The organism is Solibacillus sp. FSL R5-0691, from assembly GCF_037974225.1.
GTDB lineage: Bacteria > Bacillota > Bacilli > Bacillales_A > Planococcaceae > Solibacillus.
In genome coordinates, this window is record NZ_CP150231.1 from 492,147 (window position 1) to 516,197 (window position 24,051).

Here is a 24,051-nt window from a genome sequence, read left to right on the forward strand (position 1 = left end):
AGTAGGCTAGGACATGTGGGATATGAAACAGGTTGAGCAGTATGCGGCATTTGAACTTTCCCAAGCCGAATGCCCCATGGTTCTCAACCTTTCATGACCACAATAGAAAAGCTCTTTCGTGTCACGGACTAGAACCGGATACGAAAGAGCTTTTTTAATTAAATTTATTCCCAGAAGTTACGTAATGCTTCAAACGGTAATGATTCAAAGAAATTGCCCCATGAATCCTGATTGAACAAATCGAATGATGCACAAGATTCTTTTGGTACATCTTCGGTTTTCATATAAACAACGCGCTGGGTAGAACATGACTCGTGAGCCAGTTTACCTGTACGGATGTCGACAGTTACTGGTTCTACACCACTCGGCATTGTGAATGTTTCATTCGCCTTACCATCAAGTGCTGTTTCCATGAAATCAATCCATACTTGCTTGGATGCGGCCATATCTGCCTGGACAGATAATGTTTTACCTTGGTCATAGCCATTCCATACACCTGCTGTTAAGCTTGGTGTGAAGCCAATCATCCATTGGTCACTGTTTGTCGTTCCTGATTTGGCTGCATATGTGTGACTCATACGTGCACGCAATGATAATCCGGTTGCCGGAGAATAATCACTGAATACAGGGTCGAACATACCTGTCATCATTTGCGTTAGAATGAATGCATCCTGTTTGGAAATGACTTGTTCTTTTTCAGGTGGCTTATATTTGTAAACGACTTTTCCTTTGGCATCGGTAATGGATAATACAGTTGTCGGCTGTCGTTTTTCTCCGCCTGCAGCAATGATATTGTAGGCGTTTGTTAAATCATACAGCGAGTTTTCTGCAGTTCCGAGTGCAATGGACGGTACATCTTTTTCGGAATAGTTGAGCCCGAAACGTTTCTGAACATCGCGGAAAGACCGGTAGCCGATGTTTTCTAGTGCTTTTACCGCATAAATATTGTCGGAAATCGCCAATGCCTGCGCCATCGAAAGCTCATGATCAGCGTATTTTTTATTGACGTTTTGCGGTGTATAAGTTGCTCGTCCATTATCATACGTAAAGGTTGTTTCACTCACATCCAGGAAGGACATCGGATTAAAGTCCTTTTCCAGTGCCGCAGCATACAGTATCGGCTTAATGGCAGAACCCGGCTGACGGTTACCTAATGCAACACGGTTAAATGAACTTACACCGTAATCACGCCCGCCGACAAGTGCTGTTACAAAGCCAGTATCAGCTTCCATGCTAACAAAACCAACTTGTAAATCATTGTTCGGCATATTCGTCTTGATTGCATTTTCTGCTGCGCGTTGATGTGCCTGGTTGAGTGTTGTTTGAATCGTCCAGCCACCTTCGCTAATACTCAGGTTTTTCTCTTCTAAAATATCGCTTGCTTCTTCCCATACAACATCCAGAAAATAGGGAGCAATTGATTTTGTCGCAATCCATTCATCACTTTTTAGGGCAACCTGTTCTGAAGTGGCACGAGTTTTTTCATCCTCTGTAATTTTCCCTTGATCTTTCATTAACCGTAAAATTACTTGCTGGCGATTTGTTGCCTTTTCCAAGTTATTAAGCGGCGAATAATACGTCGGTCCTTTTGGTACGCCCGCAAGCATCGAAGCTTCAGCCAATGTCAGGTCCTTCGCGGATTTACCGTAGAAGTAACGGCTTGCTGCTTCAGCACCGTACATACCGTGTCCGTAATAAACCGTATTTAAATAGCCTTCTAAAATTTCTTCTTTTGAGTAAAATAACTCCAACCGATATGCAAAAAGGGCTTCATTTAACTTCCGGTTCCATGTCTTTTCATGGGATAAATATAAATTCCGTGCATATTGCTGGGTCAGTGTACTGGCACCTTGAACTTTACCACCGGCTTTAATATCCGCCAATACGGCACCTGCAATCCGGGAAAAGTCAAAACCGCTATGCTCGAAGAAATCTTTATCTTCTACCGCAACAGTAGCATCGAGTAAGTAAGGTGAAATTTCATCAAGGTCTGTCCAATAACGGCGCTCCTTTGTAAAATAGTCACCTATCTGATTATGGTTGCTATCTAGAAAAATTGAAGCTTTCGGAACGGTAAGTGGCGGTGCTCCGGCAACTTGTGCATATATACGTAATGATAGGAACATAACAGCGAAAAAACATAAAAGGGCAATCATAAAGAGTCCGATTTTTTTCACGAAATTTTTTCGCTTTTTTCGTTTTTTATATTGCTGTCTTTTCAAGTTTTTCCACCTCATTTCTTATTTAATAGAGAGCAATATAAATTTAATGAATTACAAAAAGTAATGAAAATTCTATTGCACTTTTAATGAAAACAACTATACTTTTTCGTAGCGCGTATTACGAATTTAGTCGTATATGCAGCTATTACAAAAGCAATCCATAATGTCGAATTATGTCAGTTGCACTTAATTATACGAAAATAGCGAATCAAAAGTTTCATATGTTAGATTTAGTATGAGCAAAATCTTCTATCGCTATGCATTCTAAATTAAGAAATCGATTTATAATATTCAATTTAAAATAGAGAAGGGTATAGGTGACTGTAAATGAGATTTGATGAAACTTACGCAGGAAATATGTTTATTAAAAGCCACCAAAACTATGAAGAAAGTAAAGCTGTTTTATATGGCATGCCAATGGACTGGACAGTAAGCTACCGTCCAGGTCAACGTTTTGGTCCGGCCCGAATTCGTGAAGTGTCGGTTGGTCTGGAGGAATACAGTTTTTACTTGGATCGTGAGCTGGCAGATGTACCGTTTTTTGATGCAGGGGATATTCCGTTGCCATTCGGTAATCCGGAAAAATCATTAGCAGAAATTAAGACGTTTGTCCGTCAAGTACTGGCTGACGATAAAGTACCTGTAGGAATGGGCGGAGAGCACTTAGTATCACTGCCTGTAATGGAAGCAGTCTATGAAAAGTACGAAGATTTAGCAATCATCCACTTTGATGCACATACAGATTTACGTACGGATTACGAAGGAGAGCAGTACTCACATGCCACACCAATTCGTAAAATTGCAGATACAATCGGACCGGAAAATGTTTATTCATTCGGAATTCGTTCAGGCTTAAAAGAAGAGCTGCAATGGGCAAAAGAAAACGGTATGCATATTTCATTGTTTGAAGTATTCGAGCCGTTAAAGCAAGTGCTGCCTAATTTAAAAGGACGCAATGTCTATGTAACAATCGATATTGATGTATTGGATCCTGCACATGCACCTGGGACAGGCACTGTCGATGCGGGCGGTATTACACCGAAGGAACTATTGGCATCAATTCATGAAATTGCACGCTCTGAAGTAAATGTTGTCGGCTTTGACCTGGTTGAAGTTGCACCAATTTATGATCACTCAGAAATTACAGTAAATACTGCTGCAAAATTAATTCGCGAAATGATTTTAGGCTGGGTGAAGTAGCAGGTTTAAATATAGTAAGACATTAGAGGATATCCGCTAATGTTTAAGAAAAGGTACTCGACTGAGTGCCTTTTTTATTTGATTTAGTAGAGGTAAATAAATACATAAGTTCGAAAATACACCATGTTACAGCTTAAATTTAATGGGGTAAAGATTAGTATGCTGCTGTGACAAATGAATTGGTCGATTTGTGGATTTCGAAGCATCCCACAATAAGGAAGCATCATCGCTTTAAATAAACTGAGACTATTACATAGATATGAATCAAGGGGCAAGTTAGAAATAGGAGTGTTTATGTTGGGAAAGGGTAATATTTTATTAATTATTTCATTGTTATTCAATGTAGTGCTATTAGGAACAGGAGGTTATGTATTGAAAAATATCGGAGGAATTGAGTTTGTAAAAGCAAAAATGCAGTCAACGCCTTCTCCTAAAACGGATTCTGCTTATTACTTTACGAAAAAAAGCGTCTTTGAAAATTCATCCATGAGTAATGTAGATAAAGTGTTTATTGGTGATAGTATTTCCGATTACGGAGAATTCCAGGAATACTTTCCCAATGAAGTTGTACTCAATCGAGGAATCCGAAACGATTGGTCAGGAGGGGTATTAAACCGTGTTCAGGAAGTAGTGGACCGCAACCCGAAAGAGGCTTATTTAATGATCGGTGTCAATGATCTCCGCTACAAAACAGAAGACGATGTATATAAACGTAATGTCGAGAAAATTGTGGATTCATTTAAAGGGAAAGATACAAAACTCGCGATACAATCAATTCTGCCTGTGAATAACGGGTTGTTCGGAAATGAAGTGACAAATGATCAAGTGAAGCGGTTTAATGTTATTCTACAACGGATCGCAGAAGATAAAGGCATTGAGTATATCGATCTGCACTCAAGTTTCGTTGATAAAAACGGACAACTGGATAAGCAATATACAGAAGACGGGCTCCATGTAAATGGGAAAGGGTATAAAGTTTGGGTCGATCAGCTTCGCTCGAAATAAAAGGGGTAATATAAAAAGATGGACCTCGTCAGAAGAGGTCCAGCTTTTTACATCGATATTGGGGTCCTTTTTTTCTTGATTGAAAACCCGCCAAGCAAAATTGTCCCGTACGGAATCCATTTTTTTATTAAAATTGAAACCATGATAGGAATGAATAACCCGATCATCGTATAACCAATTAGCCCGTACGTGAAATAATCATTTAAAATAATATCCGCAAAAATATGCAGATACATAATGGTAAGCGAGTGGTTCTCTATTTTCTGCAGCCAGTTGAGTGACAGTCTTTCCGCGAGCAACTGGAAGCATCCTATTAAGACAATTGTAAAAGATATAGGAATGACCAAATCCAACAGAATATGGTCATAACGTAAGAACTTCATGCTCAGTCGATACTCGATAATATTGAAGTTTTCGAGTAATACCGCTGTCGCACTCACGAACACGGCAGTACCCAACAATCTTTTGGAAACATCCATCCATAATTCTTTAAAATAATACCCGATTGCAAAATAGACGATTGCCATCAGTGCCACATCAATGTTCCAAATCATTGGAATCGATTGTGCCGCTTCGGATGGCTTGCCGCTAATAACGTCCATTGCGATGATACTCTCAAAATGTGCTAGAACATAAAAGAGTCCTAAAATAATAAACTGTTTCATCCGGCTGAAGTAGGTCGTCAACCACATGAATAATAAATATGTGAAGAACAATGTCGTTACAAACCAGAAAACACCATATGCTCCACGAATAAAACGCCCTCCCACGGCAATTGTCCATAAGTCATTAAGATACCATTGTATATCTAAATTGCCTGAAGAAATCTCCATTCCATAACGGACCAGTGTAATACTCGTAAGGAAAAATAGGTAAGGGAAAATTAATTGCATGAACCGTTTGTAAACCGTCAGCTTTATATCCTTTTTTTCTAAAACCGGCTTAAAGAATAAACCGCTTAATATGAAAAATGCTGGCATATGGAACCAGTAAATATATTTCGCAAGTGGAAATTCAAGCTCTCCAGGATAATGCCCGATAACGACAAGGATCATTAAGAATCCTTTCGTAATATCCACCCACGTTATCCGTTTTTTCATCAATAAACACCTCTAAAAAAAATATGCTGTTATTATATACCCTTCTTTCATGTAAGTAGTGGAATGTAACAGTAAAGATATGTAATTGTTAAATAAAAGGTAAATCACGGATATTAAGGGTTCATGTGGTTTCTGAAATCCTAGAAGAAATGCAAATCATTTTATAAAGAGGGGAATATTAGGTTTTTGAATGGAGAAAAAAGTGTGTTATAAGCTTTTGACTTTTAACACACCATTTCATTTTCGATGCTTAATTTGGTTATGATGGCAAATCTGAATATTTTTCTGCTGTTTTGCATTCAATAAAGCTTCATTTGATAAGCGGTAAAGTTCTTTGACGGTCTGTCCATTTTGCGGATAAGAGCAAATGCCAATTGCAAGAGTCAGTTGATTGGAAGGGTAGTCTTCAAAAGTGAGCTGCTGTACAGATTTATTAATTGAATAGGCTAAAGTAATTGCTTCTGCAGGAGCCATTTCCGGCAGTACTACGTAAAACTCATCACTATCAATACGCCCAATATGCGCATTTTCCGGCAGCTGGTCTTTCAGCATTTTTGAAATTTGTACGAGCACTTCATCGCCGGCTTTATAGTGATACATATAATTCATTTCCCGAAACTGCCGAATATCAATATGAAGCAGCTCAAAAGGTATTTTTGCGTTTACATAGGAAAATAACTTTTGTTCAATCGCTATATTATTCGGCAGCTGTGTGAGCAAATCCGTTTTTCTTAATGCATAGATTTGTTTAATTTGTTTATTTTTATCTTCAAGCTGCATTAAGATTTTTCGGACAGCATAAAAAGTGAGAACCGAAACGATGAAATAAAGAATTAAATAAGACAGTCCATTTACTGCAAAACGGTCAAAAATAATAAGAATGATGAGGTGTTCGATCGTTATGATAAAAAAATAGATAGGGATATTTTGATACGTAATCGGACGTTTAAACGCTATAAAGGACGCAATTAATGTCACGAGTAAAGTATTCAGCATTATTACGAACGATAATATTGTTGTGTACAATAAAACAAACCGACTCATTGCAATGAAAAAGCCAGTAATGACAATAGCAACAGGTCCCCCAAGCAAACCACTGAAAAGCACAAAAATAATCCGGTTGTTTATTAACATTCCGTGAGCATACGGAGTAGCCAATGCAGTCAAGATAAAGGCAGCGAACCCGAAAGTCACACCAACAATGATCGACTTATATTTATGGATAAAAGGATTATCTTCATATTGAATGAAAGGCCAGAAAATTAGAATTGTGAAGCAAAATAAAATCGAAAAGTTGATTGTCAGCTCAAAAAACATGGCATCCCCCACCTTCGTAATTATTAATACCCATTATTTTAGATTATTTATATGGAAATAAGAAGATAGTTTTGTTTTTGCCTGTTGTTTTGCTATCACTAAATTTTCAAGAAGCTCCGAAGATGTTTGTCCGTTAGCTGGATAGGAACTTATTCCTACCGTGACGGAAATATGTATGGATAAATCTGCGGATACTTCGAACGGTTGTTGGGCAATCGTAGTAATTAAATTATTCGCCTCTACAATTGCAACAGCAGGAGGTACATCCTTTAAAACGATAAGAAATTCCTCACCGCCGAGTCGGCCGACATAAGCCTCATTTTTTTTCGCATATTCCATCAAGTGTTGGGCAAGTTGTTTAATGACAAGATCACCTGTAGAAAAACCATACTGTAAATTAAGCGTTTTAAAATTCCGAATATCCACGAGCAATAAATTGAAAGGGGATTTCTTTTTTATCAAGTATTGTATATGTTTTTCATTTTCATTATTGTTCGGCAACTGCGTCAAAAAATCGATCCTTTTCAAATGAGTCGTCTGTTTTACCGTATCATTGGCACGCTTTATTTGGCGAATGACAATATAGATGAAATAAAATGAAAAAATCGTAAATATACCGTAGAGCAATAAGTATTCAAAGCTTTTTGTCTGGAAGCAAAGCCCAAGAAATAATGCGACAAATGTTTCGATAAAACATGCCCAGAAAAATAAAAATATATTCTTATTCGTCATTTCATATTTTCTTGTGACGAAGAATAACGTCACAACAACAACAAAGAAATTAATATTGAGAATCATCGGTACCAATGCCAAATATGGAAGGAAAAAAAGTCCGATTCCTATAATTAGACCACTGATTAAAATAGCAAATGACCCGCCTAGTAAGCCACTGTATAACACCGGAATATATTGAATGTACATCATGAAATCATTCGTAAGCTGAACAGCAGAGAATGTCAAAATGAGACCTGTTATACCAAATTTCATTCCGATTACATATGGACGTGTACGATGGATGAACGGCGTTTGTTTAAAATGGTTGATAAATGGCCAATAAATTAAAAGTGTAAACGTAAATAATATAGAGAAGTAAGATAATATTTCGATTAACATAATAAGCTCCTTTATCCACTAATCATTACAGTTTTGAATGAAAATTACTATAAAAATAGGGGAATCAAATAAAAATCGTTCAAATCAAGTTGATTGAACGAGTAAGCGCAAAATTAAGTTCATTGTTGCTTAAAGATAGTTACTTATCCTATAATAAAAAGGTTATAGAAATATATGTATAGGAGCTGACTGCTATGGCGAACGAGAGCGGGAAAACAGTCAAAATCAAACTAGTTTCCTCCATCATTCCAACCGAGGGCGAGCTTGAACAATATGAAATGTGGCTTGAAGGCAGTTGTATAGAAAAAGGGAACAGTCATTATTTGCGCTATGAGGAAGTTCAAGAGGATATGCAAATTCAAACGACGATCAAGCTTAATAAATCAAATTCGTTTATTATGCGAAAAGGCGGAGTGAATATGCGTTTGCCTTTAAATCCGGATTTACGCGAGAATGGACATTATGAAAGTCAATTCGGCTCATTACCTCTTGTTACAGATACACACCAGTTAGCCATTGAAGTAGTACAAAGCGAAAAAGTGTCAGGGCAATTTAAAACGCAATATGACCTTATCATAAGTGGCAATTCTGTTGGCCATTACAAATTAGACATTGAATTTACGGAGGTATAACTATGAACGCAGTAGAACAATTACAGCAGTCGATTAAAACGGCGTTAAAAGCGGCAATCGATCAAGCAGGCCTAGTAGAAGCGGGCACAGAAATCAACATTCATTTAGAAACACCAAAAGATAAAGCAAACGGTGACTTCGCAACAAATATCGCGATGCAATTAACTAAACTGGCAAAGAAACCGCCACGTGCAATTGCAGAATCGATTTTAGAGCATTTAACGACTGAAGGCACAGACATCGAAAAAATCGAAATTGCCGGACCAGGTTTCATGAATATTACAGTTCGTAAAGACTTCCTGGCAAGTGTTGTTACAGCGACTTTTGAACAAGGTGAAAACTATGGTCGTTCAACTGCAGGTGCAGGAGAAAAAGTACAGGTCGAGTTCGTTTCAGCTAACCCGACTGGTGACTTGCATTTAGGCCATGCGCGCGGTGCATCTGTAGGTGATTCATTATGTAATGTATTGGATTTTGCTGGTTTTGATGTATCACGTGAATATTATATTAATGATGCCGGTAACCAAATTAATAACTTGGCGTATTCTTTGGAAGCACGTTATAAGCAAGCATTAGGAATGGATGCGGAAATGCCGGAAGACGGATACCACGGTCCTGATATTATCGGTATTGCAAGTAAGCTGGCTGAAGAATTCGGTGCTACAATTTTGGACAAGTCTGATGAAGAACGCTTTAAATTTTTCCGTGAGCACGGCTTGAAACTGGAATTGGCAAAACTGCAAAATGACCTTAAAAACTTCCGTGTTGAATTTGATGTTTGGTATTCAGAAACATCTTTATATGAAAACGGCAAAATTGATGTAGCATTAGACAAATTAAAAGCAAATGGTCATGTATTCGATGAAGAAGGCGCGACTTGGTTCCGTTCAACAACATTCGGTGATGATAAAGACCGCGTATTAATTAAAAATGATGGTTCTTACACATATTTAACTCCGGATATTGCTTACCATGAAGATAAATTACGTCGTGGCTTTGATAAGCTGATCAATATTTGGGGTGCTGACCACCACGGCTATATTCCACGTATGAAAGCGGCGATCGAAGCACTTGGCTATGACCGCGGTACATTGGAAGTAGATATTATCCAAATGGTTCAGCTTTATAAAAACGGCGAGAAATTCAAGATGAGTAAACGTACAGGTAATGCTGTAACGATGCGTGAATTAGTGGAAGAAGTAGGCTTGGATGCTGTACGTTATTTCTTCGTTAAAACAGCAGGGGATTCACATATGGACTTCGATTTAGACTTAGCGGTATCACAATCGAACGAAAACCCGGTTTATTACGCACAGTATGCACATGCACGTATTTCATCAATTTTACGTGCTGCAAACGAGCAAGGGTTCGAAGCATCATTGGAAAACCTGAACTTGTTAGTAGCAGAAAAAGAAGAAGATGTGCTTAAAAAAGTAGGCGCATTCCCGCAAATCGTGGCAGATGCAGCGAAACACCGCACACCACACCGTATCGCAAACTATATTCAAGACTTGGCAGCTGCATTCCATAGTTTCTACAATGCAGAAAAAGTATTGAACCCGGATAACAAAGAGCTGACAGAAGCTCGTTTAGCATTAATCACAGCAGTAAAAACAACTTTAGCGAATGCACTGAAACTAATCGGCGTAAGCGCACCAGAAAAAATGTAATATACTATTTCAAGCACTCTATTTCGTATAGGGTGCTTTTTTGAGGTATTTTCACTTTACGAGCAATTTGTTCTACTTGCGGGGGTGAAAGTTCTCCTTTAATATCGTAACATTCTACATTGTTGTAAAAATGTTCTTCTTTCTACCGCAATCCTTACACTTTTCCAACGCCAATCATTCATTTTCTAAAAAAGTAAATTGTATCTAATCCCTATAAAGGAACTGGGGATATCTATTGACTTGTAATTTTACGAAACGTACTATTAAATTTAACTTCTATAATACAGGACAATAAATATGAGGTGGTGCTTTTCATGAGCAAGGAACTATTTATACAAACCGACAAGCAGCAACAATGGCTGAAAAAGCTTGAAACTATATCAGAGAGCGTGAAAGAACATGCTCGGCAAACAGATGAACAAGCGACATTTCCATTTGAAAATTTCCGGAAGCTGAGAGAAATCGGCTATACAAAAATAACATTGCCACAGGAATATGGCGGAGATGGATTCACAGTGTATGATGCGCTGCTACTGCAGGAAACTTTGGCGAGCTATTGCGGGAGCACGGGGCTGGCTGTTTCATGGACAATTCAAAATGTGGGCGAGATTTTTGAAAATCGTTACTGGGATAAACAAAAGCTCGACTGGTTTGGCGAACAGATTGCAAATGGCGCGACAGTTAATCGTGCGGTAAGTGAATTTGCGATGGGAAGCCCTGTGCGAGGAGGACGTCCGGGGACTTCCGCAAAACGAGATGGTGATTCCTATGTAATTAATGGACGAAAAAACTATACGAGCGGTGCACCAGACCTCGATTATTTTTTAGTATCGGCATGGATTGAAGATGAAGGCCAGTTAGGATTTTTCCTTGTTCCGAAAACGGCTGAAGGGGTATCGGTCGAAAATACATGGGATGTAGCATCAATGCGCGGTACGGGAAGCGATGATTTAGTGCTCGATAATGTACGTGTTGATCAAACAAACTTGGTGGAAATCCCGAACTATTCAACCGGATTTAAGCTGAACGGCTGGCTGCTGCTTATCCCGGCGACTTATTTAGGGATTGCGCAGGCAGCACGCGATTACGCGGTAGACTTTGCGAACAGTCACTCTCCGAACAGTATTCAAGGAACAATTGCGCAGCTGCCAAATGTGCAATCACTGATTGGGGAAATGGATTTGGCGTTGACGAAAGCACGCTTTACAATTTACGGTGTCGCAGGGCTTTATAATGATCCGATTAAAAAGGCGACATTAGTGAATGAAATCAATATTGCGAAACATGTAGTGACAAATACAGCAATCGAAGTGGTTGATAAGGCGATGCGTCTAGTTGGGGCGAAAAGCCTGCAAAGATCCAACCCGCTTCAACGCTATTACCGTGATGTACGTGCAGGTTTGCACAATCCGCCAATGGATGATATTACAATTAAACGCTTAGCTGAAACGGCAATTGAAAGAAACTTGAAAGAGAAAAAATAAACAGTTCTTTTATCTGCGATTTCTACAAATTTAGACAAATTGTCTGAAATTTTAATGAATGAGCATACTTTTTTCAAAATATCCGCTATAATAGAGCTATTAATTATATATGGACGATAAAGGTTCTTACTCGATAATGAATTGAGTAAGGAGTAAAAGGGAAATCGGTTCAAATCCGATGCGGTCCCGCCACTGTAATTGCTAGTTGAGAGCAATATGCCACTGAAAAACTTTCGGGAAGGCGCTCTTCAACGTTTATGCATAAGCCAGGAGACCTGCCTTTATAATGCCCTAAATTAAACCTACGAGGATAGGATGTGGCGGATAAATTCTTTTTGTTGAATTTTATTTGCATGCGTAAAGCTTCCTTCGTTTCTAGTAGGGAGCTTTTTATTTTTGTAGAAAATTATACAACGTAATCTCAGGAGGTTTTTATTTTGAAAAAATGGCAACTGCTTTCTTCCGCAGCATTACTGACAATGACATTGACTGCATGTAATTCGGAAAAAGCAACAGATGAACAATCGGCAAAGGATATGGCGGAAGTAACAGAAAAAGCACAATTCCCGATAACGTTAACAGATGCTTTGGACAAAGAAATTACACTTGAAAAAGCACCGCAACGTATTATTACATTAACTCCATCGAATACGGAAATATTATTTGGCTTAGGATTAAATGATGAAATTATCGCTGTAAACGACAATGATACATATCCTGAAGAAGCATTGACAAAAGAATCGGTTGGCGGCATGGAGTTCAATTTAGAACAGATAATCGGTCTGCAACCGGATTTAGTTTTAGCACATGAATCCGGAATGTACAGCTTCAATGAACAGGCAATTGCGCAGCTTGAATCAGTAGGTATTCCTGTATATGTTGTAAAAGATGCAAAAACATTCGAAGAAACGTACGAAACGATTGAGCAGATTGGACAGCTTACAAATAAAGAGCAAGAAGCAAAAGAAATGATTGCCTCCATCAAAGAAGGAATCGAAGAAATTGAAGTGAAAGTAGCAGACCTGGAAGAGAAATCTGTGTTCATCGTAGTCGGAACAGACCCGGATCTTTATGCAGCAGGGGAAGAAACATTCATCAGTGAAATGCTGGACGTGTTAAACGTGGAAAATGCTGTCCCGGAACTAGGATGGCCGATGTACAGCTCTGAACAATTTGTAAACAGCAATCCGGATGTCATTTTAGTGACGTATGAAAGCGATATGGCGGCAATCGAGAAAAATGATGCGTATGCCGAAATGGATGCAGTGAAAAACGGCAAAGTGAAGTTAGTCGATGGCGATACGACAAGCCGACAAGGTCCTCGTATTGTTGAAGGTATTGAATCGATAGGTGCGGCGATTTATCCAGAGGTATTTAATGAATAAAAAATATTCAATCGCCTATGTACTATCGATTGGATTGCTTTTAAGCAGTATATGGATCGGCATTTCATTCGGATCGGTAAATATCCCGTTTTCAACACTTTGGGATAAAACGACTGATCCGGTTGCATACAGTATTTTGTGGAAAATCCGAATGCCCCGTGTCATTTTAGCTGCATTAATCGGAGCATCATTAGCAATAGCCGGAGCCGCATTTCAAGGGTTACTTAAAAACCCTTTGGCAGATCCGTATACATTGGGGATTTCATCTGGTGCCTCGGTAGGTGCGGTTATGACCATCTTTTTAGGGATTTCCATACCAGTGCTCGGTGTTTTTACATTGCCTGTATTCAGTATGGCTGGAGCCGCGTGTACGATGATTATTGTCCTGACGTTTGCAAGATTAGTTGACCGTTCGATGAAAATGGAAACACTGATTTTAACGGGGATTATTTTCAGCTCATTTTTAGGTTCCTGCATTTCCTTAATGGTCGCACTTACTGGTGAACAGCTTCGGGAAATCATCGGCTGGCTTTTAGGCAGTGTTTCGATGCGGGGATGGCCATATGTCCAGATGGTGCTGCCGTTTATGTTGATCGGTACGGCGCTAATTTGGCTGACTCGCCGTGAACTGAATGCGATGATTTACGGGGAAGAGCGTGCCCAGTATTTAGGTGTAAATGTGAAGCGCAGCAAATATTTGATTTTGGCGGGCGGTTCCATTTTAACAGGAGCAGCAGTTGCAGCATCCGGAACAATCGGGTTTGTCGGGTTAGTCGTACCGCATATGATTCGACTGCTGATTGGAGCAGATCATCGACATTTATTGACATTGTCGTTTTTGAACGGTGCAAGCCTGCTCGTCATTTGTGACCTAGTATCGCGTACAATTATTGCTCCGATCGAACTGCCGATTGGTGTTATTACTTCCTTTATTGGCGCGCCTGTCTTCGCTTATATTTTCTTCAAGCAACGTAGAAAGGTTGTTGCATAATGTTAAAAGTAAATAATTTATCTGGTGGTTACGACGGCAAAACGATTATAAAAAATGTGACGTTTCACGTGGAAAAAGGGAGAATTCTCGGGATTCTTGGTCCGAACGGCAGCGGTAAATCGACATTACTGAAAATGATCAGCGGTGTAATGAAGCCTGAAACAGGTGAAATTTTCATCGAAGAAAAACCGCTTAAAAGCTATGATAATAAGCAATTGGCGAAAAAGATGGCGGTTCTGCCTCAATTAAATGCAAGTGCATTTACAAACAGTGTATATGATGCGGTTTCATTAGGCCGTTACCCTCACCAAAGCGGTTTCTTTTCTTCCTGGACTGAAGAAGACGAAAAGACAGTCCAGCGGGCAATGGAAAGTACAGGTGTGTCGCAGTATAAAAATCAGTACTTGGAATTTTTATCAGGAGGCGAGCAGCAACGGGTATTTATCGCCCAGGCACTTGCACAAAATTCGGAGCTGCTTCTACTGGATGAACCGACAAACCATTTAGATATTGCCCATCAAAAACAGATACTTGATATGATTCGTATGCAAGTTGAGATGCAAGGGCTGACGGTTGTCTCGATTTTCCATGATATTAACCTGGCCTCGCTTTATTGTGATGAACTCCTGCTGTTGGAAAATGGTGAAGTACGGGCATTTGGCGAACCGCATGAAGTAGTGTTGCAAGAACAGATTGCCGATGTGTATCAGGCACGAATTGCAACATATCCTCACCCCGAGCTGCCGAAACCGCAAATTACGATGCTGCCAACGAATGAGATGGAACGAAAAGCGGCGACAATCGAGATGGACCAGTTTCATATAACTGAAGACTATATCGAATATCAGGCCAAGACACCGCTGAAAGTAATTTCTTCTGCTGTGCATAATGCCGGCATAGGCTGGTACGATACATTACTTAATCGTTCCATTGCTCCAGAATATGATATTTATAATGTAAAAGAGGAAACGGAGCAGTTTTTAAAATCGCGTAAGTTTTCTCCAACGAATACGGTCGTTATGCTGACCGCAGTGGAAACAAGCTGCGGAGTCATACGGCACTTCGTGAAAGATGATACAGAAATTCTTGTCATGGTAACGGCAGGGGTAGGTAACAGTGTTGATGTTACGAAAACATATTTACGGGAAGATGAGCCGCATATCGGTACGATTAATACATGGGTCATCATTAATGGTAAACTGACAGATGAAGCGTTTATTCAGGCGATGATTACGGCAACTGAAGCCAAAACGAAAGCAATGGCAGATCAGCAAATTAAAGATTCCGTGACAAATACAATTGCAACAAGTACCGCAACCGACAGTCTACTGATTGCCGCCACCCAACAAGGGGATGAAATGCCGTATGCCGGACCTATTACCGAAATCGGCAAACTGATCGGCCGGGCTGTTTTCGAAGTAACGATCGAAGCAATAAAGAAATATAAGCAACATTATAATAAGTAAAGTTGGCTGAAGAAATAAGTCTAAAGGAAATTTTCAATAAACCTAGAAATATTATTAAATCGAAAGGGTGATGATTGATGAAATTATATACAAAATCAGGCGATACAGGTAAAACAAGCATTATTGGAGGACGTGTTGATAAAGACCATCTGCGCGTTGAAGCATACGGGACAATTGATGAGCTGAATTCATTTATCGGGAAAGCTGTCAGTGAATTGGACCTGGAAAAGTTCAAAGATCTGATTGAAGATTTAACTGCGATTCAACATGAATTGTTTGATGGCGGCGGGGACTTGGCAAATGTCATGAAAGAACGTCATTACAAACTTACGGATGAGCCGATCGCTGTTTTGGAAAAGCGTATCGATGCACTTTCCGAAGAGGCACCGCCATTAAAACGTTTCATTTTACCAGGCGGATCGCCGGCAGCTGCGACTCTGCATATCGCCCGCACGGTTGCCCGTCGCGCGGAACGTGAAACAGTTTCTTTAATGAAAGAAATTGAAGATGTTTCACCGGTTGTTCAGAAATATTTAAACCGGTTATCGGATTATTTATTTGCTGCAGCACGTGTTGTAAACTACCGATTATCGATCCAGGATGTCGAATACATTCGCAGTGGCGACGTGTTCAAATAAACGAAAAATGCTAGTTAAGACGATAAAATTGTCTAACTAGCATTTTTTTATTTTGATTTAATTTTCAGAATTAGTGACAAAATCTGTTGACTGAATGCTCATTCATAACTACAATGGGTTTATAGATTCATATAGTTTATCGGGGTGAATTGGATAAACAAAGGGGTAAAAACTTCGTATTCCAGGGGGGAAAACAATGAATACATTTTTAATTATTAACTGGATTGCATTCATCGCCGTGTTACTTTATGCGCTGGGATTATTCGCATATTTATTAAAAACACGTTATGACTATATTCAATTGGGTCGTAAAGAAGAGTTCAATCATAAGTTTTCTGAACGTATAGAAGATATCGTTGAGAAAGTATTTGGTCAGTCAAAACTATTAAAAGATAAGAAGATGGGACTTGTACACGTTCTGTTTTTCTACGGATTTTTAATGGTTCAGTTTGGGGCTATCGATTTAATCTGGAAAGGGCTCGCACCGGGATCACATCTTCCGTTAGGTGGTCTGTACCCGGTATTTACTTTTACACAGGAGCTTGTAGTATTAACGATTTTAATCGCGGTAGCGGTTGCATTTTACCGTCGTTATATGGAGAAACTTGCACGTTTAAAGCAAGGTTTTAAAAATGGTTTAGTTTATATGTTCTTAGCTATTTTAATGTTTGCTACATTATTCGGAAATGGTTTTTACTTAATTTGGCACGATCACGGTTTAACAGGATCAGAGCCGGTAGCTTCTGCAGTTGCCTGGGTATTCCAATGGATGAATCCGACGATTGCTGCTGTTATGTTCTTCGTTATGTGGTGGGCACACTTGCTGGCGTTATTAGCATTCCTTGTTTATATCCCGCAAGGTAAGCACTTCCACTTAATTACATCGATTTTCAACGTTTATTACAACCGTCAAGATCGTATTGGTACATTACGCCCAATCGATTTTGCCGCATTGGAAGAAGCGGAAGATGAGGAAAGTATGCCACCACTTGGAGTCGGGAAAATCCATGATTTCACGCAAAAGCAAATGCTTGATCTGTATGCTTGCGTAGAGTGTGGGCGTTGTACGAATATGTGTCCGGCAACAGGTACAGGGAAAATGCTGTCACCGATGGACCTGATCGTAAAACTGCGTGATCATCTAACATTTACTGGCGCAGTTGAGCTCAAGAAAAAGCCTTGGGTGCCATTTTCATTCTTCAATAATACACAAGGTAACCAACTGGCAATGGCTGCTGGTGCTGAAGGTGCAGTAATTGAAGATATTTACAGCCCGTCATTAATCGGCGATGTGATCACAGAAGAAGAAATTTGGGCTTGTACAACATGCCGTAACTGTGAAGATCAATGTCCGGTAATGAACGAACATGTTGATAAAATTATCGATTTACGTCGTTATTTAACGATGACAGAAGGTAAAGTAAATCCGGATGCTCAACGTGCAATGACAAACATTGAACGACAAGGGAATCCATGGGGCTTAAACCGTAAAGAAAAAGAAAACTGGAGAGAGCTTGATGAAACAGTTCACGTTCCAACAGTGAAAGAATTAAAAAAATCAGGCGAAGAAATGGAATATTTATTCTGGGTCGGTTCAATGGGTTCATTTGATAACCGCTCACAAAAAATTGCATTGGCATTCGCTAAACTAATGAACAAAGCTGGCGTGAAGTTTGCCATTTTAGGTAACAAAGAGAAGAACTCAGGGGATACACCACGCCGTTTAGGTAATGAATTCCTGTTCCAGGAGCTTGCAACAGCCAACATTGATGAATTTGAGAAAAATGGTGTGACGAAAATTGTAACGATTGATCCGCACGCATACAATATTTTCAAAAATGAGTATCAGGATTTCGGCTGGAACGGTGAAGTACTTCACCATACAGAATTGCTGTACGATCTGATTCAGGAAGGTCGTTTAACAATGGATCACCGTGTGGATGAAACAATCGTGTTCCATGATTCATGTTACTTAGGACGCTATAATGATGTATTCGATCCGCCACGCGAAATTCTTAAAGGAATTGCAGGCGTGAAGCTGGTTGAAATGGCGCGTAATCGTGAAGACGGTATGTGCTGTGGTGCCGGCGGTGGTTTGATGTGGATGGAAGAGCATGTCGGAAATCGTATTAACGTTGCACGTACTGAACAGGCAATCGCAACACAGGCATCTGTCATTTCTTCAGGCTGTCCTTACTGTTTAACAATGCTTTCGGATGGAACGAAAGCAAAAGAAGTGGAAGATACAGTCGGCACTTACGATATTGCGGAAATTTTAGAGCGTGCGGTATTCGGAACACCGGAAAAAGCACAAGTTCAACAAGAGCAAGAAGAAGTAGCAGAAGAAACGGTTGCAGCACCTGTAGAAGCAACTGAAGTTGAGAAACAGGCAACAGCTGTTGAATCTTCAACACTACCGGAAGAGCAACAAGTGGCAACAGATGAATCACCGGTCGAAAATGAAAATAATGAACAAAACAAGTAATAACCGAATTAACGAGAATAAAATTTATAGTCAGTATATTTGAATAATTGTTGCGAATTCAAAAAGGATTTAATACAATGAAAGTAAGCGAAGAAATGAGAGTAGTAAATACTCTCATTTTTTTCTAAACATTGATTGAGCGAGCGTTCAGTCGAATTATAAATTACAGACTGCATCCGGCATTTTTTATTAGTAAGTGATGGGGATCGATACTAATAGATTAATAGCCTGAAGCAGAACTTCACAATACGGATAGCGAAGTGCAAATTCGGATTAATTCAAACAAAGGGGTGTATGGATTGTCAAGAACAGTCATTTTAGACGGCGCAAGAACACCATTCGGAAAATTTGGTGGCGCATTAAGTTCATTAACAGCGAGTGATTTAGGCGGAATTGTAATCAAAGAAGCATTGGCAAAGGCGAATGTAGAAGCGGATGCAGTTAACGAAGTCATTATTGGAACTGTATTGCAGGCAGGGCAAGGGCAAATCCCTTCGCGACAAGCTGCAAATAAAGCGGGAATTCCGTGGAATGTGAAAACTGAAACAATCAACAAAGTATGTGCTTCAGGAATGCGCAGTGTAACACTTGCAGATCAGCTTATTCGATTAGGGGACGAAGAAGTGATTGTGGCAGGTGGTATGGAATCAATGTCAAACGCACCGTACTATATGCCAAAAGGGAGATTTGGTTTGCGTATGGGAGATGCGAGTTTAGTAGACGGCATGATTTATGACGGTTTGTCTTGTGCTTTCCATCCGAAACAAGTGCATATGGGCATTTACGGCAATGATACAGCGAGCAAGTTTGAGGTTTCCCGTGAACAGCAGGATGCATGGGCAGTTCGCAGTCATGAAAAAGCACTTGCAGCGATTGACTCAGGGAAATTTGCAGAGGAAATCGTAGCAGTGGAAATTCCACAGCGAAAAGGCGACCCTCTTCGTATTGAAACAGACGAAGCACCACGAGTAGGAACAACTTTGGAAACGCTAACAAAATTAAAATCGGCGTTCAGCAGTGACGGCACGATTACAGCCGGAAATGCGCCAGGTGTAAACGACGGAGCATGTGCACTAGTTCTAATGAGTGAAGAAAAAGCACAGCAGGAAAACCGTCAGCCGCTCGCAACAATTCTTGCGCATGCAGAAGTTGGGGTGGCACCGGAAGATTTCCCGCAAACACCGGGACTTGTAATTAATGAGCTGCTTAAAAAGTCAGGTAAAACATTGGCAGACATTGATCTGATTGAAATCAATGAAGCGTTCGCTGCGGTTGCTCTAGTAAGCAATCAAATTAGCGGACTGGATGAGAGTAAAGTAAATGTTAACGGGGGAGCCGTAGCATTAGGCCATCCGATTGGAGCAAGTGGTGCACGCATTATTTTAACACTTGCTTATGAACTGAAGCGTCGTGGGGGCGGTTTAGGAATTGCGGCAATTTGTTCAGGCGGCGGTCAAGGAGATGCGGTATTAATCGAAGTTACAAACTAAGGGGATGAAATAAATGGCGATTCAAAAAGTAATGGTCATCGGAGCAGGACAAATGGGTTCCGGGATTGCGCAAGTTTGTGCACAGGCAGGCTACGATGTCATTTTAAATGATATGAAAGAGGAGTTTTTCGAACGCGGTTTAAATACGATTACGAAAAACTTGGCACGTGATGTTGAAAAGGGTCGTAAAACAGAAGAAGAAAAAACGGCTGTGTTAGCTCGTATTACGAAATCATTGACGATTGAAGATGCGAAAAGCGCGGACATTATCATCGAAGCGGCTGTCGAAAATATGGACATTAAACAGTCGATTTTCAAGCAGCTTGATGAACTTGCACCGAAACATGCGATTTTAGCGACGAATACTTCAAGTTTACCGATTACTGAAATTGCGGCAGTGACAAAACGTCCGGAGCAAGTAATTGGTATGCACTTTATGAATCCGGTTCCGGTCATGAAGCTTGTGGAAATTATCCGTGGTTTAGCAACTTCGGATGAAGTATATGAAACGGTTGCAGACATGACAAAGCAACTGGGGAAAACAGGTGTGGAAGTGAATGACTTCCCGGGCTTTATCTCAAATCGTATTTTACTGCCGATGATCAATGAAGCGATTTATGCATTGTATGAAGGGGTTGCAACGAAAGAAGCGATTGACGATGTGATGAAAATGGGGATGAATCATCCGATGGGGCCATTAACATTGGCTGATTTTATCGGATTGGATACATGCTTATCGATTATGGAAATTTTACACGAAGGACTTGGTGACAGTAAGTATCGCCCATGTCCATTATTACGCAAATATGTGGCAGCCGGCTGGTTAGGCAAAAAGAGCGGTCGAGGATTCTACATATACGAAAGCTGAGGGACTTCTATGAATTTACAATTTACTGATGAGCAGTTAATGATGCGTAACATGGTCCGCGATTTTGCCAAAACCGAAATTGAGCCATTTATCGAGCAGATGGAAGCGGGCGAGTTCCCGAGGCATTTGCTGACGAAGATGGGTGAGCTTGGGCTGATGGGAATAACGGCACCTGCTGCGTACGGCGGGTCGGAAATGGATTTTACTTCTTATATTATCGCGATTCATGAGCTGTCGAAAGTAAGCGCGGTAATGGGCGTTATTTTGTCAGTCCATACTTCTGTCGGCACAAACCCGATTTTATATTTCGGCAATGAGGACCAAAAGCAAAAATATGTACCAAAGCTGGCAAGTGGAGAATCAATCGGAGCATTTTGTTTAACGGAGCCTAGTGCAGGCAGTGATGCAGGTTCACTGAAAACAAAAGCAGTGCGAGACGGCGATCACTACGTATTGGACGGCGCAAAAGTGTTCATTACAAATGGCGGGGAAGCTGACGTGTATATCGTTTTTGCTTCTACAAATCCGGAAGCCGGTTCACGCGGAATTTCAGCATTTATCGTAGAAAAAGGTACACCGGGTCTGATCATCGGAAAAGACGAACGGAAAATGGGACTGCACGGCTCACGGACGGTTCAGCTAACATTTGAAAACATGCGTGTACCTGCAGAAAACCTGCTCGGGCAAGAAGGAGAAGGCTTTAAAATCGCCATGGCCAACTTGGATGTAGGTCGAATCGGAATCGCAGCTCAAAGTTTAGGCATTGCCGAAGCTGCACTCGAAGCGGCGACTGCTTATGCAAAAGAGCGTATCCAGTTCGGAAAACCAATCGCCATGCAGCAAGGGGTCGGCTTTAAGCTTGCCGATATGGCAACGGCGGTCGAAGCCGCGAAACTGCTCGTTTACCGTGCAGCAAATATGCGCAGTGAAGGACTGTCATGCGGAAAAGAGGCCTCAATGGCAAAACTGTTCGCATCTCAAACAGCAATGGATACAGCGATCGAAGCCGTACAAATTTTTGGAGGCTACGGCTATACCGAAGACTATCCGGTAGAACGCTATTTCCGCGACGCAAAAGTAACGCAAATTTACGAAGGCACAAGCGAAATCCAACGCATCGTTATTAGTAAGCATGTGATTGGGTGACGTACACCTTCTACTATATAAAAAAAGGGGACATGGGGAAATGAACTTTCAATTATCAGAAGAACACCAACAATTACGCGAAATGATTCGTGATTTTGCAATCAATGAAGTAGCACCAACAGCAGAGCACCGCGATGAGCACGAAGAATTTGACCGCGGTATTTTCGATAAAATGGCTGAGCTTGGCTTAACAGGTATTCCTTGGCCAGAAGAATACGGCGGGGCTGGGTTTGACTACTTGGCATACTGTATCGCAGTTGAAGAATTATCACGTGTTTGTGCATCAACTGGGGTAACACTGTCTGCACATACATCACTTGCAGGCTGGCCGATCTTTAAATTCGGTAACGAAGAACAAAAGCAAAAATACCTTCGTCCAATGGCAGAAGGTAAAAAAATCGGAGCTTACGGTTTAACAGAGCCAGGTTCAGGCAGTGATGCAGGCGGAATGAAAACATATGCCGTAAAAGACGGCGACGACTATATTTTAAACGGTTCGAAAATCTTCATCACAAATGGTGGGGTAGCAGATATTTATGTAGTATTTGCTGTAACTGACCCTGAAGCGAAAAATGGTACGACTGCATTTATCGTTGAAGCGGACTACCCAGGTTTCTCTGTAGGGAAAAAAGAGAAGAAACTAGGAATTCGTTCATCTCCAACGACAGAAATCATCTTTGACAACTGCCGTGTACCGAAAGAAAACGTACTAGGCGAAGAAGGTCAAGGGTTCATTATAGCTATGAAAACACTTGATGGCGGACGTAACGGAATTGCAGCTCAAGCAGTAGGTATTGCACAAGGTGCATTGGATGCGGCAGTTGACTATGCAAAAGAGCGCGTTCAATTCGGCAAGCCGATTACAGCAAACCAAGGTGTATCATTCAAGTTGGCGGATATGGCAACGGAAATCGAAGCTTCTCGTTTATTGACGTACCAGGCAGCATGGTTGGAATCAAACGACTTACCATACGGAAAAGCATCGGCAATGGCAAAACTGCTTGCAGGTGATACAGCGATGAAAGTAACGACAGAAGCTGTTCAAGTATTCGGCGGCTACGGCTATACGAAGGACTACCCGGTAGAGCGTTATATGCGCGATGCAAAAATCACGCAAATTTATGAAGGTACTCAAGAAATCCAACGCCTCGTAATTTCGCGTATGATTACGAAATAGCCTATGGCGAAAAATGATAAGCTGCACGTCCAATCGTCAATAAAAGATGAAAATAAAATTATCGCACGCCGTCAGCAAATTATCGATGCCGGTGTGAAGCTTTTCAAAGAAAAAGGATTCCATCGTGCAACGACAAGGGAACTTGCAAAAGCGGCCGGTTTTTCTATCGGGACTCTATATGAATATATTCGAACGAAAGAAGACGTCTTATTTTTAGTATGTGACAATATTTTCAATGAAGTAACGAAATGCCTAACTGACTTCCCTTCCGATACGGGTACAATCGAAGGCTTGAAACAGGCAATCCGTCAATATTATTTGCTTATTGATCAAATGCCGGAAGAGTTTACGATTATGTACCAGGAAACGAAGTCATTGCCAAAAGCTGCGATGCATTACATTCTCGATAAGGAACTTGAAATGGTCGCAATTTTTGAACGCATATTAAAAGATTGTGTAGCGGCCGGCAATTTATCGCTGTCTGAAGATGCAATCTATTTAGCGGCAAACCACATCGTCGTACAAGGACAAAGTTGGGCATTCCGTAAGTGGGCACTGCAAAAACGATATACGATCAATCAATATATAAACTTGCAAACGACAATGTTTTTACAAGGCATTATGCAGTTTGAAAATTAGGAAAGGAGAATCGCCATGTAGAG

The 24,051-nt window shown here is 40.5% G+C and carries 19 protein-coding genes and 1 riboswitch; of the genes, 15 read left to right on the forward strand and 4 right to left on the reverse strand.

The genetic code is table 11. From position 1 onward, the window contains the following. Positions 1-164: 164 nt before the first annotated feature. Complete coding sequence (locus MKY51_RS02500; RefSeq protein WP_339175088.1) at positions 165-2,222, reverse strand: PBP1A family penicillin-binding protein; 2,058 nt, start codon at positions 2,220-2,222, stop codon at positions 165-167. 327 nt (positions 2,223-2,549) lie between these two features. Between MKY51_RS02500 and speB the strand changes: the two genes are divergently transcribed. Then, positions 2,550-3,422 carry an agmatinase gene (speB, locus tag MKY51_RS02505; RefSeq protein ID WP_339175090.1) on the forward strand — a complete coding sequence of 291 codons (873 nt, stop codon included), beginning with the start codon at positions 2,550-2,552 and terminating at the stop codon, positions 3,420-3,422. 372 nt (positions 3,423-3,794) lie between these two features. After that, positions 3,795-4,427 (forward strand): GDSL-type esterase/lipase family protein, encoded by a 633-nt coding sequence (locus MKY51_RS02510; RefSeq protein WP_339175091.1) that lies wholly within the window; start codon positions 3,795-3,797, stop codon positions 4,425-4,427. A 47-nt stretch (positions 4,428-4,474) separates the two neighbouring features. Here MKY51_RS02510 and MKY51_RS02515 read toward each other — a convergent pair whose 3' ends face one another. From MKY51_RS02515 to MKY51_RS02525, 3 genes are all read right to left on the reverse strand, one after another. Beyond that, entirely contained in the window at positions 4,475-5,527 is a 1,053-nt protein-coding gene (locus tag MKY51_RS02515) for an acyltransferase family protein (RefSeq protein ID WP_339175092.1), read from the reverse strand. 237 nt (positions 5,528-5,764) lie between these two features. Beyond that, positions 5,765-6,844, reverse strand: coding sequence for a diguanylate cyclase (locus MKY51_RS02520; RefSeq protein ID WP_339175094.1), 1,080 nt, complete (start codon positions 6,842-6,844; stop codon positions 5,765-5,767). Between the two features lie 33 nt (positions 6,845-6,877). After that, positions 6,878-7,957, reverse strand: coding sequence for a diguanylate cyclase (locus tag MKY51_RS02525; protein WP_339175096.1), 1,080 nt, complete (start codon positions 7,955-7,957; stop codon positions 6,878-6,880). Positions 7,958-8,151: 194 nt separating this feature from the next. Between MKY51_RS02525 and MKY51_RS02530 the strand changes: the two genes are divergently transcribed. From MKY51_RS02530 to MKY51_RS02590, 13 genes are all read left to right on the forward strand, one after another. Then, the gene (locus MKY51_RS02530) at positions 8,152-8,589 is read left to right on the forward strand and encodes a DUF1934 domain-containing protein (RefSeq protein WP_339175097.1); all 438 of its coding nucleotides are present in this window, start codon (positions 8,152-8,154) and stop codon (positions 8,587-8,589) included. Positions 8,590-8,591: 2 nt separating this feature from the next. Continuing rightward, positions 8,592-10,259, forward strand: coding sequence for an arginine--tRNA ligase (argS, locus tag MKY51_RS02535; protein ID WP_339175099.1), 1,668 nt, complete (start codon positions 8,592-8,594; stop codon positions 10,257-10,259). A 314-nt stretch (positions 10,260-10,573) separates the two neighbouring features. Continuing rightward, positions 10,574-11,743 (forward strand): acyl-CoA dehydrogenase family protein, encoded by a 1,170-nt coding sequence (locus MKY51_RS02540; RefSeq protein WP_339175100.1) that lies wholly within the window; start codon positions 10,574-10,576, stop codon positions 11,741-11,743. A gap of 103 nt (positions 11,744-11,846) precedes the next feature. Continuing rightward, positions 11,847-12,041, forward strand: a riboswitch (cobalamin riboswitch). Positions 12,042-12,180: 139 nt separating this feature from the next. After that, a complete protein-coding gene (locus MKY51_RS02545; RefSeq protein ID WP_339175101.1) occupies positions 12,181-13,128 on the forward strand; it encodes an ABC transporter substrate-binding protein in 948 nt (315 codons plus the stop codon). Further along, complete coding sequence (locus MKY51_RS02550; protein WP_339175103.1) at positions 13,121-14,119, forward strand: iron ABC transporter permease; 999 nt, start codon at positions 13,121-13,123, stop codon at positions 14,117-14,119. Before MKY51_RS02545 ends, MKY51_RS02550 begins: the two co-directional genes overlap by 8 nt. Further along, positions 14,119-15,585: an adenosylcobinamide amidohydrolase gene (locus MKY51_RS02555; protein ID WP_339175105.1), complete on the forward strand. Its 1,467-nt coding sequence runs from the start codon at positions 14,119-14,121 to the stop codon at positions 15,583-15,585. The genes MKY51_RS02550 and MKY51_RS02555 overlap by 1 nt, the downstream gene beginning before the upstream one ends. Positions 15,586-15,662: 77 nt before the next feature. After that, positions 15,663-16,223 (forward strand): cob(I)yrinic acid a,c-diamide adenosyltransferase, encoded by a 561-nt coding sequence (locus tag MKY51_RS02560; protein WP_339175106.1) that lies wholly within the window; start codon positions 15,663-15,665, stop codon positions 16,221-16,223. Positions 16,224-16,419: 196 nt separating this feature from the next. Then, a complete protein-coding gene (locus MKY51_RS02565; RefSeq protein WP_339175107.1) occupies positions 16,420-18,708 on the forward strand; it encodes a (Fe-S)-binding protein in 2,289 nt (762 codons plus the stop codon). Positions 18,709-19,007: 299 nt separating this feature from the next. Beyond that, entirely contained in the window at positions 19,008-20,198 is a 1,191-nt protein-coding gene (locus tag MKY51_RS02570) for an acetyl-CoA C-acetyltransferase (RefSeq protein ID WP_339175108.1), read from the forward strand. 13 nt (positions 20,199-20,211) lie between these two features. Further along, a complete protein-coding gene (locus MKY51_RS02575; RefSeq protein WP_339175109.1) occupies positions 20,212-21,066 on the forward strand; it encodes a 3-hydroxybutyryl-CoA dehydrogenase in 855 nt (284 codons plus the stop codon). Between the two features lie 9 nt (positions 21,067-21,075). Next, positions 21,076-22,212, forward strand: coding sequence for an acyl-CoA dehydrogenase (locus MKY51_RS02580; RefSeq protein ID WP_339175110.1), 1,137 nt, complete (start codon positions 21,076-21,078; stop codon positions 22,210-22,212). Between the two features lie 40 nt (positions 22,213-22,252). Beyond that, positions 22,253-23,389, forward strand: coding sequence for an acyl-CoA dehydrogenase (locus tag MKY51_RS02585; RefSeq protein ID WP_339175111.1), 1,137 nt, complete (start codon positions 22,253-22,255; stop codon positions 23,387-23,389). A 3-nt stretch (positions 23,390-23,392) separates the two neighbouring features. After that, complete coding sequence (locus MKY51_RS02590) at positions 23,393-24,028, forward strand: TetR/AcrR family transcriptional regulator (protein ID WP_339175112.1); 636 nt, start codon at positions 23,393-23,395, stop codon at positions 24,026-24,028. Positions 24,029-24,051 lie beyond the last annotated feature (23 nt).

What these genes read in the sequence shown, in the direction of transcription:
- MKY51_RS02550 (WP_339175103.1), top strand. Translation starts at nt 13,121, where the DNA reads ATGAATAAAAAATATTCAATCGCCTATGTACTATCGATTGGATTGCTT.
- MKY51_RS02585 (WP_339175111.1), top strand. Translation starts at nt 22,253, where the DNA reads ATGAACTTTCAATTATCAGAAGAACACCAACAATTACGCGAAATGATT.
- MKY51_RS02590 (WP_339175112.1), top strand. Translation starts at nt 23,393, where the DNA reads ATGGCGAAAAATGATAAGCTGCACGTCCAATCGTCAATAAAAGATGAA.
- MKY51_RS02530 (WP_339175097.1), top strand. Translation starts at nt 8,152, where the DNA reads ATGGCGAACGAGAGCGGGAAAACAGTCAAAATCAAACTAGTTTCCTCC.
- MKY51_RS02575 (WP_339175109.1), top strand. Translation starts at nt 20,212, where the DNA reads ATGGCGATTCAAAAAGTAATGGTCATCGGAGCAGGACAAATGGGTTCC.
- MKY51_RS02520 (WP_339175094.1), bottom strand. Translation starts at nt 6,844, where the DNA reads ATGTTTTTTGAGCTGACAATCAACTTTTCGATTTTATTTTGCTTCACA.
- MKY51_RS02560 (WP_339175106.1), top strand. Translation starts at nt 15,663, where the DNA reads ATGAAATTATATACAAAATCAGGCGATACAGGTAAAACAAGCATTATT.
- MKY51_RS02540 (WP_339175100.1), top strand. Translation starts at nt 10,574, where the DNA reads ATGAGCAAGGAACTATTTATACAAACCGACAAGCAGCAACAATGGCTG.
- MKY51_RS02565 (WP_339175107.1), top strand. Translation starts at nt 16,420, where the DNA reads ATGAATACATTTTTAATTATTAACTGGATTGCATTCATCGCCGTGTTA.
- MKY51_RS02580 (WP_339175110.1), top strand. Translation starts at nt 21,076, where the DNA reads ATGAATTTACAATTTACTGATGAGCAGTTAATGATGCGTAACATGGTC.
- MKY51_RS02515 (WP_339175092.1), bottom strand. Translation starts at nt 5,527, where the DNA reads ATGAAAAAACGGATAACGTGGGTGGATATTACGAAAGGATTCTTAATG.
- MKY51_RS02525 (WP_339175096.1), bottom strand. Translation starts at nt 7,957, where the DNA reads ATGTTAATCGAAATATTATCTTACTTCTCTATATTATTTACGTTTACA.
- MKY51_RS02555 (WP_339175105.1), top strand. Translation starts at nt 14,119, where the DNA reads ATGTTAAAAGTAAATAATTTATCTGGTGGTTACGACGGCAAAACGATT.
- argS (WP_339175099.1), top strand. Translation starts at nt 8,592, where the DNA reads ATGAACGCAGTAGAACAATTACAGCAGTCGATTAAAACGGCGTTAAAA.
- speB (WP_339175090.1), top strand. Translation starts at nt 2,550, where the DNA reads ATGAGATTTGATGAAACTTACGCAGGAAATATGTTTATTAAAAGCCAC.